General features: G+C 67.6%; 12 protein-coding genes. 3 read left to right on the top strand and 9 right to left on the bottom strand.

Translation table 11 applies throughout. From position 1 onward, the window contains the following. The first annotated feature begins 69 nt into the window (after positions 1-69). Positions 70-558 carry a DUF2141 domain-containing protein gene (locus tag ACOYW6_RS11525; protein WP_423141457.1) on the top strand — a complete coding sequence of 163 codons (489 nt, stop codon included), beginning with the start codon at positions 70-72 and terminating at the stop codon, positions 556-558. A 1-nt stretch (position 559) separates the two neighbouring features. Here the strand turns inward: ACOYW6_RS11525 and ACOYW6_RS11520 are convergent, their stop codons facing one another. Continuing rightward, positions 560-1,309 carry an NTP transferase domain-containing protein gene (locus ACOYW6_RS11520; RefSeq protein WP_423141456.1) on the bottom strand — a complete coding sequence of 250 codons (750 nt, stop codon included), beginning with the start codon at positions 1,307-1,309 and terminating at the stop codon, positions 560-562. A gap of 88 nt (positions 1,310-1,397) precedes the next feature. After that, the gene (locus ACOYW6_RS11515; protein ID WP_423141455.1) at positions 1,398-2,498 is read right to left on the bottom strand and encodes an inositol-3-phosphate synthase; all 1,101 of its coding nucleotides are present in this window, start codon (positions 2,496-2,498) and stop codon (positions 1,398-1,400) included. A gap of 250 nt (positions 2,499-2,748) precedes the next feature. Between ACOYW6_RS11515 and ACOYW6_RS11510 the strand changes: the two genes are divergently transcribed. Together ACOYW6_RS11510 and ACOYW6_RS11505 are read left to right on the top strand one after the other, a co-directional pair. Further along, entirely contained in the window at positions 2,749-3,690 is a 942-nt protein-coding gene (locus tag ACOYW6_RS11510) for a CDP-alcohol phosphatidyltransferase family protein (protein WP_423141454.1), read from the top strand. Between the two features lie 32 nt (positions 3,691-3,722). Then, positions 3,723-4,934, top strand: a complete 1,212-nt coding sequence (locus ACOYW6_RS11505) for a M20 metallopeptidase family protein (RefSeq protein WP_423141453.1) — start codon at positions 3,723-3,725, stop codon at positions 4,932-4,934. Here the strand turns inward: ACOYW6_RS11505 and ACOYW6_RS11500 are convergent. The 7 genes from ACOYW6_RS11500 to ACOYW6_RS11470 form a co-directional block, all read right to left on the bottom strand. Further along, on the bottom strand, positions 4,931-5,755 hold the full coding sequence (locus ACOYW6_RS11500; RefSeq protein ID WP_423141452.1) for a class I mannose-6-phosphate isomerase: 825 nt from the start codon (positions 5,753-5,755) through the stop codon (positions 4,931-4,933). The two genes, ACOYW6_RS11505 and ACOYW6_RS11500, sit on opposite strands and share 4 nt — an antisense overlap. Further along, on the bottom strand, positions 5,752-6,792 hold the full coding sequence (locus tag ACOYW6_RS11495) for a mannose-1-phosphate guanylyltransferase (protein WP_423141451.1): 1,041 nt from the start codon (positions 6,790-6,792) through the stop codon (positions 5,752-5,754). The genes ACOYW6_RS11500 and ACOYW6_RS11495 overlap by 4 nt, the downstream gene beginning before the upstream one ends. Positions 6,793-6,813: 21 nt before the next feature. Then, on the bottom strand, positions 6,814-8,124 hold the full coding sequence (locus ACOYW6_RS11490; protein WP_423141450.1) for a glycoside hydrolase family 130 protein: 1,311 nt from the start codon (positions 8,122-8,124) through the stop codon (positions 6,814-6,816). Next, complete coding sequence (locus ACOYW6_RS11485; protein ID WP_423141449.1) at positions 8,078-10,423, bottom strand: glycosyltransferase; 2,346 nt, start codon at positions 10,421-10,423, stop codon at positions 8,078-8,080. Before ACOYW6_RS11485 ends, ACOYW6_RS11490 begins: the two co-directional genes overlap by 47 nt. 200 nt (positions 10,424-10,623) lie before the next feature. Next, on the bottom strand, positions 10,624-13,143 hold the full coding sequence (gene ligD / locus ACOYW6_RS11480; RefSeq protein WP_423141448.1) for a DNA ligase D: 2,520 nt from the start codon (positions 13,141-13,143) through the stop codon (positions 10,624-10,626). Beyond that, positions 13,143-13,862: a hypothetical protein gene (locus ACOYW6_RS11475; RefSeq protein ID WP_423141447.1), complete on the bottom strand. Its 720-nt coding sequence runs from the start codon at positions 13,860-13,862 to the stop codon at positions 13,143-13,145. Before ACOYW6_RS11475 ends, ligD begins: the two co-directional genes overlap by 1 nt. Positions 13,863-13,867: 5 nt before the next feature. After that, positions 13,868-14,719: a Ku protein gene (locus tag ACOYW6_RS11470; protein ID WP_423141446.1), complete on the bottom strand. Its 852-nt coding sequence runs from the start codon at positions 14,717-14,719 to the stop codon at positions 13,868-13,870. Positions 14,720-14,793 lie beyond the last annotated feature (74 nt).

The following is a 14,793-nucleotide window of genomic DNA, read 5'->3' as shown; positions in this document are numbered from 1 at the left end:
TCAGCGCCGCAGACGCACCCGCATCGCGGCGCTGCGCCAGTTGAAAACCGAACGTTCCAGGATCCACAGATGTACACGATCATGCGCCGCCTGCGTCAGGGCGCCCTCCTCGCCGTCGCCTCCCTCGCCCTCGCCCTGCCCGGTGCCGCATCGGCCGCGCCCGCGGGCTGCGCCGGACCGCCCAGCGACACCTGGATCAACGTGTCGTTCGAGAACGTTCGCAACGGCAACGGCAACATCGCGGTCATGCTCTATCCTGACGATTCCAGCCGGTTCCTGGCCAAGGGCGGCACGCTTTACGGCGTCCACATCCCGGCCAACGCGGGGACGACGCGCGGCTGCATGTTCCTGCCGCGCACGGGCGTCTACGCCATCGCGATCTACCATGACGAGGACGGCAATCATAAGTTCAAGCGCAGCGCGCTGGGCCTGCCGGCCGAAGGATACGGCTTTGCCAACAACCCGGTCACGATTGCCGGGCTGCCCTCGTTCCGGTCGGTGCGGCTCAACGTGCCGAAAACCGGCCTGCTGACGCGGATTACCGTCAAATACCCGTAAGTTACCGTCGGTAAAGATCGGGCAGCCGCGCCGGGGCCTCAGCCTCGGCCAGGGCGTGAGCGCGCGGATCGTCGACGTCGAGCCACCAGGCGTCGGAATCGTCGGTACCGATGTCCCACGTCGCGGCGCGGCCCGCGTCGGCCAGGCGTTGCATCCCGTCCGACAGGCTGCCGGCCTTGCCGTCCGCGAGCGCGCCCGCGATCGCCGCGGCCAGTTCCGGCGTGGCCAGGAAGGCGCCGCAATCGACCGCGTCGTAAGCCGCGATGGTCTTGCCGATGGCGAGGATCAGGCCGCCGTCGCCGGTTTCGACCCAGGTCGCGTCGTCGGGGTCGACCAGCGGGCTGTCGGTACGGGTATCGACCGCCAGGGTCACCCCGTGCTCTGGCGAACCCTGTTGCATCAGCCCGGTTATGATCGCCGGGGCGAAGACGTGGTCCGCCATCTGCAGGATATAGTCGCCGGTGATGCGCGCGGCACCCGCGATCACCGAGTGACCGTTGGGCAGCGACCAGTCGGCCACGCGCGCGCATTCGATGGCGATGCCGGTACGCGCCGCCAGCGCGGCCAGGAACGCCTCGACCCGTTCCCCCTCGTGGCCGGTCACCACGACAACCCGCGCGATCCCGCAGGCCGCCAGGCGGCGCACGCCCAGTTCGATCAGCGGCACGCCCGCGACCGGGGTGAGCGGCTTTGAATCGGACAGTTCGCGCAGGCGGCTGCCATAACCGGCGGCAATGATCAGGCCGTCCATCTCACTCTCCAACGAAACGGCGCCGGCCGGGCGATCCCGACCGGCGCCGCCGGTATGCGCTTATGTCCGCGCGATTACGCGGTCCCGATTACTCGGCAGCCAGGGCGGTATCGGCGATGTATTCCTCGACCATCTGGGCCGCCAGATCATCGTTGAACTGCTGCGGCGGGTGCTTGCAGAAGTAGGCCGACGGGCCGATCAGGGCGCCGCCGTCACCGCGGTCGAGCGCGACCTTGGTGCAGCGGATGGCGTCCATCACGACCGCGGCCGAGTTGGGGCTGTCTTCCACCGACAGGCGAAGTTCCAGGTTCATCGGAACGTTGCCCCACAAGTTGCCTTCCATGCGCAGGAAGCACAGCTTGTTGTCCTTCTGCCACGGCACGTAGTCCGACGGGCCGACGTGGATGTTCTCGTCGGCCAGGCGCTGCGCCAGCATCGACTGGACGGCCTCGGTCTTCGATTCCTTCTTCGAACCGAGGCGCTGGCGATCGAGCATGTTCATGAAATCGGTGTTGCCGCCGGTGTTGAGCTGATACGTGCGGTCGACGTTGACGCCGCGCGCACCGAACAGGCTGGACAGCACGCGGTGGACGATCGTGGCGCCCAGCTGGGCCTTCACGTCGTCGCCGACGATCGGCAGGCCGGCCTCGCGGAAGCGGGCTTCCCACTCGGGACGGCTGGCGATGAACACGGGCATGCAGTTGACGACGCCGACGCCGGCCTCGAGCGCGCATTCCATGTAGAACTCGGTCGCGTCCTGCGAACCCACGGGCAGGAAGTTGACCAGCACCTCGGCGCCGGAATCGCGGATCGCCTGGACGATCGCGGCCTTGTCGGCCTCGTGCTCGTGCGAAAGGATGAAGCCCTTCTCGCCCAGTTCGGTCATGTGCGGGGCTACGCCGTCGAGCACTTTGCCCATGATGACCTTGACGCCGGTCTTGGGCACGTCGGCCATGAAGACGGCGGTGTTGTTGGGCTGCTCGAAGATGGCTTCGGAGATATCCTTGCCGACCTTGCGCTCGTCAACGTCGACGCCGAGCACGAAATCCACGTCACCGGCACCGTAGCCGCCGATCACGTCATGGATGAGGCCCTGCTTGGAGTTGTTCTGCCGGTAATGGGCGACGCCCTGGACCAGCGAGGAAGCGCAATTGCCGACGCCGATGATGGCGACCTTGATGGGCTGCATGGTAGTAATCCGATCCTTCCGAGCGACGCGCCGCAATCGATTGTTTCAAACGCGCGTAATCGAGAAACCGCGCGCCAAAAGCAAGAAGTTTGGGGCGCGTCAAGCGTGGGCGCATCCGTGGCGCGTCGGCCACAAGCGCGCGCGATGGTGAACCGGACCTTGCCGGGGGTGAACGATGGTCCCTTCCGGCCGCCACGCGCGCGCGCTATGGATGCCGCGCAGGGCCGCAGAGCGCGGCCGCGGAGGACCCGTGCCGACACCAGACCTGGCCGCGCGCACCGCGCCCGCCTCCCCGGATTCAGGCCTCGGCGCCGCGCCTGTGCGGCCCGTCCGCCCGGCCGAGCTTCAGGACCCGCTCAACCGCTGGCTGTACCATCCGCTGGCGTGGCAATTGGCGCGCGTGCTGGCGAGGACGCCGCTGACGCCCAACATGGTCTCGGTGATCGGGGCGCTGTTCGTGGTCGCGGCGGCGTGGGCCTATGCCCAGCCGTGGTATCCGCTGGCGCCGCTGCTGGGCATGGCCCTGCACATGACGTGGCACATCGTCGACGGTGCCGACGGCGACCTGGCCCGCCTGACCGGCCGGTCGAGCCCCGTCGGCGAGATGGTGGACGGCATTTGCGACTATGCCAGCCACGTCGTCCTCTACCTCGTCCTCGGCACGATCCTGCAGCACCAGATGGGCGCATGGGGCTGGGCCTGGGCGATCGGCGCGGGCCTTAGCCACATCGTGCAGTCGAACCATGTCGAGGTGCAGCGCCGGCAGTACCAGTGGTGGATGCACGGCACCCCGTGGCTTCGCAACAGCCGGGCGGCCGACGGCGCCATCGGCGGGCGCCGCGGCCTGGGCGCGATCGCGGACTTGTACCTGCGGCTCGCCACCGGGCTGACGCCGTTCGCGGTGCAGGTCGACAGCGCGGTCGAGGCGGCGCAGGACAACCCGCAGCGACTCGCCGCCATCCGCACCGAAATCGGGCGCGAGGCGCGGCCGCTGTTGCTGCTGCTGAAATTTCTTGGCCCAAATCCGCGCGCGATTGTGCTGGGCATCTCGATGCTGCTGGGCGGTCCGATCTGGTATTTCCTTTACCAGACCGTGGTGCTGAACGCGCTGCTGGTGGTGTCGGTGATCCTGCACAACCGTTCGGCCCGGCGCATCGCCCGCCGGATCGAGATGGGAAGCGCTGCCGCCTAGACTTGGGCCCGGGCGCGCTGCAGGATGCCGCCATGCTGACCGAAACCCTTCTCGAAGACGCGCACGCCATCGCCGATGACATCGTCTCGCTTCGCCGCGCCATTCATGCCGAGCCGGAGCTGGGACTGCAGACACCCAGGACCCGCGACAAGGTCAAGGCGGCGCTGGCCGACCTGCCGATCGCCTGGCGCGAGGGCCCCTCGACCACCGGCCTGGTCGGCGTGCTCAAGGGCGGCAAGCCGGGTGCCCAGCCCAGCCGCCGCGTGCTGTTGCGCGGCGACATGGACGCGCTGCCGATGCCCGAGGAGACCGGGCTGGACTTCGCCTCGACCGTGCCGGGGGCGATGCACGCCTGCGGGCACGACACCCACGTCGCCATGCTGGCGGGCGCGGCGCGGCTGCTGGCGGCGCGGCGCGAGGAGCTGGCCGGAGATGTCCTGCTGATGTTCCAGCCGGGCGAGGAAGGCTTCCACGGTGCCCGCTTCATGCTGGACGATGGCCTGATCGATCCGCTGCCCGATGCCGCCTTCGCGCTGCACATCATGCCCAATGCCCGGCACGGACTGGTGGCCGGGCGCGCCGGGGCGCTGCTGGCCTCCGCCGATCAGATCGACGTCACGGTGACCGGACGCGGCGGCCATGCTTCTATGCCGCACCAGGTCGCCGACCCGGTGCCGGTCGCCTGCGAGATCGTCACCGCGCTGCAGACGCTGGTAACGCGCCGCTTCGACGCGCACGACCCGGTCGTGGTGACGATCGCCAGGATCGAAGCCGGCACCACGCACAACGTCATTCCCGATTCGGCGCATCTGCGCGGCACGATGCGCACGCTGTCGCCACCGCACCGCGAGGCGCTGAAGCGTGCGATCACGCAGCTGGCCGAGGGGATCGCGGGGGCGCACGGCCTGTCCGCCACTGTCACGATCACGCCCGGCTTCCCGGTCACCGTCTGCGACCCGCGCGCGGTTACGCTCGGCGAGGCGGTCACCACCGAGCTGTTCGGCGCCGAGGCGTGGCAGACCCTGCAAACCCCGATCATGGGGGCCGAGGATTTCTCCTACGTGCTGGAAAAGGCGCCGGGGGCGATGTTCTTCCTCGGCGTCGCGGCGGAAGGCGCCGACTGGACGCAGTGCTGCTCGATCCACTCGACCCGGATGATGGTCGACGAGAGCGTGCTGCCGCGCGGCGCGGCGCTGCTGGCCGGCCTGGCCGAGCGGTTCCTGCGCGCGGGCTTCGCGGCCTAGCGCCTAGCGGCGGCGAGCGGCTGCGCCATCAGGCCCAGTGCGCCCTGTGCCAGCACGACATCGGCCAGCGTGTCGGCGAGCGCGCACTGCCCGGGCTCGACTGCGGACCCGCCCACGCGCGTGCCATGACTGCGCGGGATCACCAGCAGCGGCCCGGTGCCGAACTGGTCCGCGACGTCGCCCGGCAAGGGCCCGTCGTACTGCTCCAGCTTGAACAGCGGCCCGTCGACCAGGCTGGCCGCGCCGGTCTGCGCGACGTGCTTGTGCCAATGAGCCGCATAGGGTTCGCCTTTGGCAACCGCGACGCTGTCATCGAGGTGCAGTTCGCGCGCGCGCCCGTAGTCGTACAGCCGGTAGGTGATGTCGCTGTTCTGCTGCACTTCGATCAGCCCGACCCCGGCGCCGATGGCGTGCACGGTGTTGGCCGGGATGTAGAAGAAGTCGCCCGGCTTGACCGGGTACCAGCGCAGCTTGTTTTCGATCGAACCGTCGAGGGCGGCGGCGCGCATCGCTTCGGCGCCGATGTCCTCGACGAAGCCGATGCCCAGCTTGGCATCGCATTGCGCCGAAACGATCAGCCAGCACTCTTCCTTGCCCTGGCGGCCCAGCCCCTTGGCCTGGGTCTGCGCATCGGTCGGGTGGACCTGGACCGACAGCGCCTCGCTGGTGAAGATGTACTTGACCAGAAGCTCGGGCAGCTCGGGCGGCGGCTCGAACCAGATCTCACCGATCTTCTCGCCGGGTTTGGAGGCGAAGGGCGGCGGCAGGTGCTCGACGCCCCAGGGCTTTTCGACCGATCTGGTTTCCAGGATCCGGCTCACTGGTGCACCGCCCCGCCGAGCTTGCCGACCAGCTGGGCGCCCGCCGCGGTCGTCACCAGGACCTCGCCGTTGTCGACGACGACGATCACGTCCTCCAGTCCGATCACCGAAACCCGCGGGCCATCGGTATCGACCATGACGTTCCTGCAGCCCACCAGTTCGGCCGGGCCGGTAACCGCGTTGCCGTCCGCATCGCGGTTCCGCGCGACGTGAAGGGCCTGCCAGTTGCCGATATCTGACCAGCCCATCGTCGCCGGTACCATTGCGGCGCGGCGCGTGTTCTCCATGACCGCGTAGTCGACCGATTCGCTGTCGATCGCGGCAAAGGCGGCGGCATCGGGGTGAAAGCGCGCGCCGTCGGCGTTACCCTTGGCGACCGCTTCGCGCGCCGCGGCAAGGATCGCCGGGCGGTGTTCTTCCAGCTCCTTGAGAAAGGCGCCGACCCGAAAGGCGAAGATGCCGCCGTTCCAGGCGTATTCGCCCGAGGCGATGAATGCCTCGGCCCGGGCGGCGTCGGGCTTCTCGACGAAGCGGGCAACCTGGTAGCCCTCGCTGCCCGCGATCCGTTCACCGCGATGGAGATAGCCGAAGCCGGTTTCCGGCGCGGTCGCCTCGATCCCGAATGAGACCAGCCAATCGTCCTCCGCCAGCGCCGCTGCGGCCCGGGCGGCGGTGCGAAACGCGGCGACGTCGGCGATGTGGTGATCGCTGGGGCACACCAGCATGATGTCGTCCGGCGCCAGCCGCAGCGCCGCCAGCGCGATCGCGGCCGCGGTGTTGCGCGCGCTCGGCTCGACGATGATCTGCGCGCCCTGGTCCGCGGCCAGCTGCTCCTCGACATGGCAAAGGTGCTTCGTTCCTGTCACCACCACGGGCGGTGCGAAATGCTCGGGATCGCCGGCGCGGTCGACGGTCGCCTCGAACAGCGTCGTGTCGCCGACGAGCGGCAGGAACGGCTTGGGCTTGGACACGCGGCTGCGGGGCCAGAGGCGCGTGCCGCTGCCGCCGCACAGGATAACGGGGGTGATCTTGGTCATATCAGGCCGTGAAACGCGCGGTCAGACAAGCAGTTGCATCAGGTCGTCGATGCTCACCGTCGCAAAGCCGACCGCGCTGTCGGAAATGCCATAGGGAATCAGCAGCCGCTCACCCACCTTGAGCGCGCCGCAGGTGTAGACCACGTTGGGAACGTAGCCGGCACGGTCGGCATTTTCGGCGGTCAGCACGGGCTCTTTGGTGCGGCCAAGGATCTTCGAGGGGTCGTTCTTGTCGAGCAGCGCGCAGCCCAGCGCATACTTGCGCATCGCGCCGACGCCATGCGTGAACATCAGCCAGCCATGCTCGGTTTCGATGGGGCTGCCGCAGTTGCCGATCTGGATGAATTCCCAAGGATATTCCGGCTCCATCAGCAGGATGCCGTCGTCGTCCCAAGTGTCGATCGTGTCTGAGCGGAGCAGGAACAGGTTCTTTCCGTCCTGCCGTCCGATCATCATGTACTGGCCGTCGATCTTCTTCGGAAACAGTGCCATGCCCTTGTTGCGGCCGGCCTTGCCCTCGATCGGTTCGAGCTCGAACTGGTGAAAATTGCGCGTGCGCAGCAGTTCCGACCGGATCGAGCTGCCCGAATAGGCGGTATAGGTGCCGATATATTCGTGGCTGCCGTCGTCATGTTCGAACTTGACCATCCGCAAGTCTTCAAGCCCGCCGCGCTGCTGTTCGGTGATCGGGAAGATCACCGTGTTCGACAAGCTCGATTCGGCGTGGCGATAGACGGTCACCGCGCTGTCCGTGTCGGTCAGCGTTGCGTCTTCCAGATCGACCGAGGTGGCAAACGCGCTTTGCGGCCAAAGGTCGAACTGGCCGTCGTCGTGCGCGATGCCTTCGCGGAATGCGACCGAGCTGATGTGCCCCTCGCCCACGGCACGCAGGCTCATGACGAAGCGGCACGAACCCTTGCGCATGCCCGACTGATCGGGGTGCGGGACGATCGACGGGTTCATCAGGGCCGCCGCAGCATAAGTGTATTCGTGGCAGAAGTAGGCGCCGATCAGTCGCTTGCGGGCACGGCTGAAGTCACGATCCTGCAATCCAAGCTGCGCCTCGACCTCGTCATAGCGGGTCTCGAACATCTGCTCGGTCTGCCAGTGCCGGCTTGAGAAATCCTGCACCACGCGGCGCCATTCGGCGTTGGCGGCCTTGTCGCTGAGCGCGGCTATATCCTCGACCAGTTTCATCGCCCGTCCGCCGGGCGCGCTCGAGGATTGCCACCCCAGGTGGAACGGCCTCAGAACGACACGGGAAGGATCGGCGTGGAGCCGGGTATCAAGAATTTGCAGCGGACTGTCCGGCTGGCTCTGGTCGCGGCTCACTCTTATCCCCTGCCGTGGTCAGGCTTGCGTCGGCACTCTTGAGCATCATCAGGCCGTGGTGTGCAAGCTGAAACGCGAGGATGGACTCGGCGCCGCAGTTGGCATTGGCACCCCGAGGAGTCACCCCGTCGCGGCAGCGGCCGGTCGTTATGTCGGCCAGGACGACGCCGCGATCGTTGGCGCCCAGGTACCAACGGTAAGCCATTTCAGCATGTTCGATCCACGTCGCGTCGCCGCTGGCGGCGTAGGCGGTGGCGGCGGCCTCGACCGCGGCCTGCGCTTCGAGCGGCTGCTGGTCGAACGGGAGGGCATCGAATTCGCGGCCGAACCCTTCGGAGCCGACCGGACGGAACTGCCCCGACGCCGACGTCTGCACACCCGCGATGAAGCGCAAGGTGTCGAGACCGGCCCCTACCCACTCGTCGCGGCCCAAAGCCATGCCGGCGGCGATCAGCGCCTGCGGCAGGCGCGGGTTGTCATAGGCGAGCACGGCCTCGAACCAGGCCCAGTCGGGGCGGCGGGCAGCGTCGAGCAGGGCGTGGAGCGTGCGGCCGCCATCGGCAAGGATCCGTTCCGCCACCGGGTGCGGGCCGGTCGAGAGGATTTCGGCTGAGCCGAGCATGGTAAAGGCGATGGTGCGCGGCGAATCGAGCTCAGCCAGGGCCGGCGCCGTCTTGTCGAACCAGGTCCGCGCCCACTCGCGCATCGCGGCCTCGGGCGCGCGCGCTGCGGTGTGGCCCAGCGCCCAGAGCGTGCGGCCGTTGGAATCGTCCGATCCCACCTCTTCGCACCACGACCGGTCGAAGCGCATGAAGTTGCGGTAGCGACGCGCCTCGGGATTCCAGGCGTCGCGCACGAACGCGGCATAAGTGGTCGACCAGCGCGTACGTTCTGCGGGGTCGATCCCGCGGGCGACGTTCATCAGCATCAGCGCCCGCACGTTGTCGTCCGTGCAATAGCCGTGCGCCCGGTCGGGCACGATGCCGTCCGCGTGCTGAAGCATGCCGGTGCCGTCACTCATCGCGAACACACCGGTCAGCGGCGGGGTCGCGGCAAGCGGAATACGCGCCGGTGCGGGCGCGGCGGCACTGCGCAGCATGCTGGCGGTACCCTTGGCGAACGCGGGCCAGATCGTGCCGCGGCCGGCCGCATAGGCGCGACGCTTGATCGCGGCGAGCTCATCGGGCCGGTCGAGCAGGCGGATCACGGCCTCTGCCAGCGCGGCGCTGGAACCAGGCTCGACCAGAACGCCGATCCCGTCGGCCAGCAGTTCGCGGGCGTGAACGTACGGCGTCGAGACGACCGCCTTGCCGAGCGCAACCGCATAGCTGAGCGTGCCCGAAGTGGCCTGCTGGAGGTTGAGGTACGGGGTGACGTAAATGTCGCAGGCTTCCAGCTGGTCGAGCAGTTCGTCGGTCTCGACGAAACGGTTTTCCCAGCGAATGTGGCTTTCGACCCCGAGCTTGCGGGCGAGCGCCTGGAGGCCTTCACGATAGGTCTCGCCGTGCTCCTCGACCAGCACCGGATGCGTGGCCCCGACGATGCGATAGACCACGTCCGGGTGGCGCGCAGCGATTGCCGGCAGCGCCTCGATCATCAATTCAAGACCCTTGCCGGGGCCGAGCAGACCGAAAGTGGTCAGCACCGGCCGCCCTTCGAGGCCGAGCAGGGCCTTGAAGGCCGCCTCGCGCCCGAACGGACGATCGGGCGCGCCGTGCGCGATCAGCGCGATACGGTCGGCAGGGGCGTCGTACTGGTCGACCAGAAGGTCGCGGCCACGCTCCGACATGACCATGATCCGCGACGCGCGGCCGATCAGATGTTCGGCGATCCGGCGCTGGTTGGCGGACGGCTCGCTCAGCACGGTGTGCATGGTGACCACGAGCGGCGCGGCGATGCGATCGACGAAGTCGCACACCATCTCGCCGTCGGGCCCGCCGAAGATGCCGAATTCGTGCTGCAGCCAGACGACGTCGGCGCCCGATCCGTTGATCAGTCGCGCGGCGCGCTCATAAGCATCGGCACTGGCGCACGAGATCGTGTGGACGTCGGCGGGATAGGTGCGGGGCGCGCGCGGATTGTCGAGCGCGAAGATATCGAGCGCGATTTCGGGGTGATACTTGCCAAGCTGGTCGAAGGAGTCCGACGTGAACGTCGCGATCCCGCACTTGCGCGGCGGGAAAGTACCGATCAGCGCAACGCGCAGCGGCGTGGCGGCAGCCGGCTGGCGGCCCGTAAACGGAACAAGTTTACCGCGGTCGGCGCCGTGGGCGCCGGTAGCGGCGGTTGCTTCGATCATAATCGGTCAGGTCCCAAAGAGCGTGCGCACTCCTGAAGTTAACAACGGTTCAGACAATCGGTTCCAGTGCGGTGCAGCGAAAACGACGAACCGTTGACCGTCCATCGCGCCGACGAAACGACTCAACGCCTGAACGGACCACGACTTTATCTCATGCAAAGGCTTTTGCTGCAACTGCGAAATAAGATTTCGCAGTTGCGTCAAATGGCGGGGAGCTGCTGCGCCGCAAACCCCCATCCCGCCAATCCGCCGGCATTCGCACGCCGGATAACCCGGGCGGCGTCAGCGATCGAAAACGGGTGCGCATCCTTTAGCCCGCCGAGCTCGTCCCAAGCGATCGGCACGGCAACCGGCGCCCCTTCGCGCGCGCGTGCGGAGTAGGGCAGCACCGCGGTGGCGCCGCGCTGGTTACGGAGCCAGTCGATGAAGATCTTTCCCTTGCGCTTGGCCTTGCTCATCGTCGCGATGAAACGGTCGGGTTCGGCCAGGCTCAGCGCCTCGGCAAAGCGGCGCGCGAAGTCCTTGTGCGTGTCCCAGTCATGCCCGGGCGTCAGCGGCACGATCACGTGCACGCCCTTCCCGCCCGACAGCATGGCAAAGCTGACCAGCCCCAGATCGGAGAGGCGGTCGCGAATGTGGGTGGCGGCGCTTTTGACGTCCGCGAAGTCGAGCCCCTCGTCGGGATCGAGGTCGAAGATCATCCGGTCCGGTTTCTCGACGGCCTCGGCCTTGCTGCCCCAGCCGTGAAATTCGATCGTGCCCATCTGCACGCAGGTCACCAACCCTTCCGCGTCGGTGACATAGATGTAATCCTCGCTGCCGCCGTCCTTCTCGGTGATGGCGACCTGCCTGACCGCCTTTCCGAAGGCACCGGAATCGTGCTTTTGAAAGAAGCACTGTTTGCCGCGCCCTTGCGGACAGCGAACCAGGCTGACCGGGCGACCCGCCGCGAACGGGAGCATCAACGGCGCGATCGCCTCATACCAGGCCGCCAGATCGCCTTTCGTCTGCCCGGTCTCGGGAAAGATGACCCGGTCCGGGTTGCTGATCTTGACCCCGCTCGCCGGCGCCGGCGCGGGCGCGGCCCTTTCGGGCACGACATCCCGGGCCGCCTTGTCGCCGCGCAGGCCGACGAAGCTGCCGTGGCGGACGCGGCCCTCGGCCGTGAACTCGGCGAAGGCGATCTCGGCAACCAGCTCAGGCGCGATCCACTGGACCTGGCGGGCCTCGGCCCGCGGCACCTCCAGCGCCGGCTTTTCGGCCGCCAACGGTTTCATCCGCGCTGCCAGATCGTCAAGCAAGGCGCCGCCGAACCCGGTTCCGACCTTGCCCTTGTAGACGAACTCGCGACCCTCCTTCTGCGCCAGCAACAACGAGGCGAACGGTCGCGCTTTGGCCTTGGACTTGGTCCAGCCGACGATGACGAACTCCTGCCGCAGGCTGCACTTGACCTTGACCCAGGACTGGCTGCGCTTGCCCAGGTAAGGCGCGGCTATCTTCTTGGCGATGATGCCTTCCTGCCCCGCCTTGCACATTGCCGCATACAGCTTCTCGCCCGCGCCGATCACGTGGTCGGCGACGTGGAGCGGCGGGGCCGCATCGGCGAGCAGCGCCTCGAGCCGCTCCTTGCGCTCGATCGCCGGCAGCTTGCGCAAGTCCTCGCCATCCACGTCGAGCAGGTCGAAGGCGAAATAATGGAAAGCGTCGTTGGGTCCCTGCGCGCCGTGCCCCCGCTTGAGGACGTTTTGCAGCGAACTGAAATCGGGATTGCCGGCGGCGTCGTAGGCGATGATCTCGCCGTCGATCAGGCAGGGCGGCAGGTCGAGAGCGGCGAACTGCGCCACAAGCGGGGCAAACTTGTCCGACCAGTCCTTGCCGCTGCGGGTATAGACGCGGACATCGCCGCCGGCAGCCGCGATCAGCGCGCGGTACCCGTCGAACTTGATCTCGTGATACCAGTCATTCCCCGCCGGCACCGCGTCTACCAGCGTTGCCAGTTGCAAGGGCACGAAGGCGGGCGGTTTGCCGGCCGGCTTGGGCCGCTTCGCTGGCTTGGCCGCTTTCGCGTTAGGACGAGCCGCGCTGGCCATCGTCGCCGCGAAATCCTGGCCCTTCTTGCCCGCAAGCGAATGGGCGCCGGCCTTGTCGGCCGCGATCTCGGCCATCGAACGGCCCGTCAGCACGCTGGTCAACGCGCGTTCGACCAGCACGTCGCCTTCTTCTTCGAAGCCATCGGCAATCTTGCGCAGCAGCCAGTTTTCGCGCTTCTCGCCCGGCCGCGGCTTGAGGCGGATCAGCAGCCATTCGCCTTTCATCCGCTCGCCCTCGAGCGTGAAGTGCAAGTGGCCCTTGACGAGGTCCCTGGCGCTTTTCCCGGCAACCGGCGCCCAGGTGCCGCGATCCCACAGCATGACCGTACCGCCGCCGTATTCGCCCTTCGGGATGGTGCCTTCGAACTCGGCATAGGCCATCGGGTGGTCCTCGGTGCGCACCGCCAGCCGCTTGTCGTCGGGGTCCGGGCTGGGCCCCCTGGTCACCGCCCAGGATTTCAGCACGCCGTCGACCTCGATGCGAAAGTCCCAATGCAGGCGCGTGGCATCGTGCTTCTGGACGATGAAGCGATTGCCGCCGGGACTGGATTCGGCCTTGCCTGCCGGTTCGTCGGTGCGCTTGAAATCGCGCTTGCGGTTGTAGTCCCTGAGGGGGTCGGTACGTGCCATCAGCGAAGGCTCCTGGCCGCGCGGCGCAGCGCGCCGGCGGGATCGTGGTCGATAATGTCTCCGTGCGAGGGCACGATGCGAACGAGGTCTGCGACCGCCCAGTCTTCCAGCGCCTCGGCCAGCACTTGGGGCGATCCGACCAACGCGCGCCTGACTGCGCGGGGAACCTGCGGATGACTGACGCCGAAGCCGAACAGGCGCGCCATTACCTGCGCCCCGATGCCGCGGGGATGACGGACGTTGGCAATCACGTCGTTGAGCACCAGCGTGAAGTGCCCGGCGCGCCGGATTTCGAGCGCGCCTTCCTGGCTGCGCGTGCCGGGCACGGTACTGAAGCGGACATCGTGTGCGCCCATCACGTCCTCTACATCGCAAGTCGGCACGACCTCGCGCACGGCGCCGCGCGCGCCGCGCGGGCAGAGCACCGCGGCATCGGGGTAGCGCGCGTGCCAGGCCGCGATGTCGAGGCGGTGATGCGGCCCGGGCACGATCAGGAACGCAATCCGACCCAGTGCTTCGAGCGCAGCCATGCCCTCTTCTCGCAGCGGAATAGGGCTCCACACCGCCAGCCGTCCTTCGGACAGCGTCACAGCGGTCATTCGGCGCGGGAACCGGCCCAGCGGCATGGCGATTTCGCCCGTCACCGTGACAAGCCCCTCTTCCAGCCGTTCGAGCGGTCCATGCGGGCCGACCGTCCAGTCCCGGTTGAGCTTGCCCACGCCGATCAGGCCCGCTTGCGCGCCGGCGCCTTTTTCGCCGGAGCCTTTTTTGCCGGGGCTTTCTTGTCTCCGCTATCGAGCGATTTCTTCAACGCCGCCATCAGGTCGATGACGTTGCCCTTGCCGGCGGCGGCCGGCTCGCTGACGTCCTCTAGGATGGTCTTGCCCTTGGCCTTGCGCTTCTTTTCGATGAGCGCGTGAAGCGCATCGACATAGCGATCGTGGAACTTGTCCGGTTCGAACGGCGCGGTCTTCTTGTCGATCAGCGTGGTGGCGAGGTCGAGCAGCTCCTTGTCGGGCTTGGCCTCGCCGATGTCGCGGAAATAGCCCTGTGCCTTCTGGACCTCGTCGGCGTAGCGCAACACCTCCATCACCAGCCCGCGCCCGCACGGCTTGATCGACACCAGTTGTTCGCGCCCGCGCACCGACAGCTGCCCCAGCGCCACCTTCCTGGCCTTGCGCAGCGCCTCGCGAAGGACGACGTAGGCTTCCTCGGCCAGGTCGTCGGCCGGGACGACGAAGTAGGGTTTCTCGTAATAAAGCACGTCGATCTCGTCGGCGGCGACGAACTGGACGAGGTCGAGCGTCTTGCGGCTTTCGATCTTGACGGCCTCGATCTCCTCGTCCTCGAGCAGGACGAAGTTGCCCTTCGACACTTCGTAACCCTTGACGATCTCGTCCATCGAAACGGGACCGACCCCGGGTGCGACCTTCTCGTACTTGACCGGCTTGCCCGACGCTTCGTGGATCTGGCGGAACGAGATCGCCGCGCCAGAGCGCGTCGCCGGATAAACCTCGACCGGGATCGAGACCAGCGCCAGCCGGATCTGCCCTTGCCAATATGCGCGTGCCGCCATCGTCCCGTGCCCTTTCGCCGAGTCAAAGCGGGCGCGGCGGATTCGTTCCGTGGCAGAGTCCGCTTGCATCCCCG

The organism is Parablastomonas sp. CN1-191, from assembly GCF_049354825.1.
GTDB lineage: Bacteria > Pseudomonadota > Alphaproteobacteria > Sphingomonadales > Sphingomonadaceae > Novosphingobium.
Note: the sequence above shows the minus strand (reverse complement) of the source record. Positions and strands in the feature narration are given on the sequence as shown.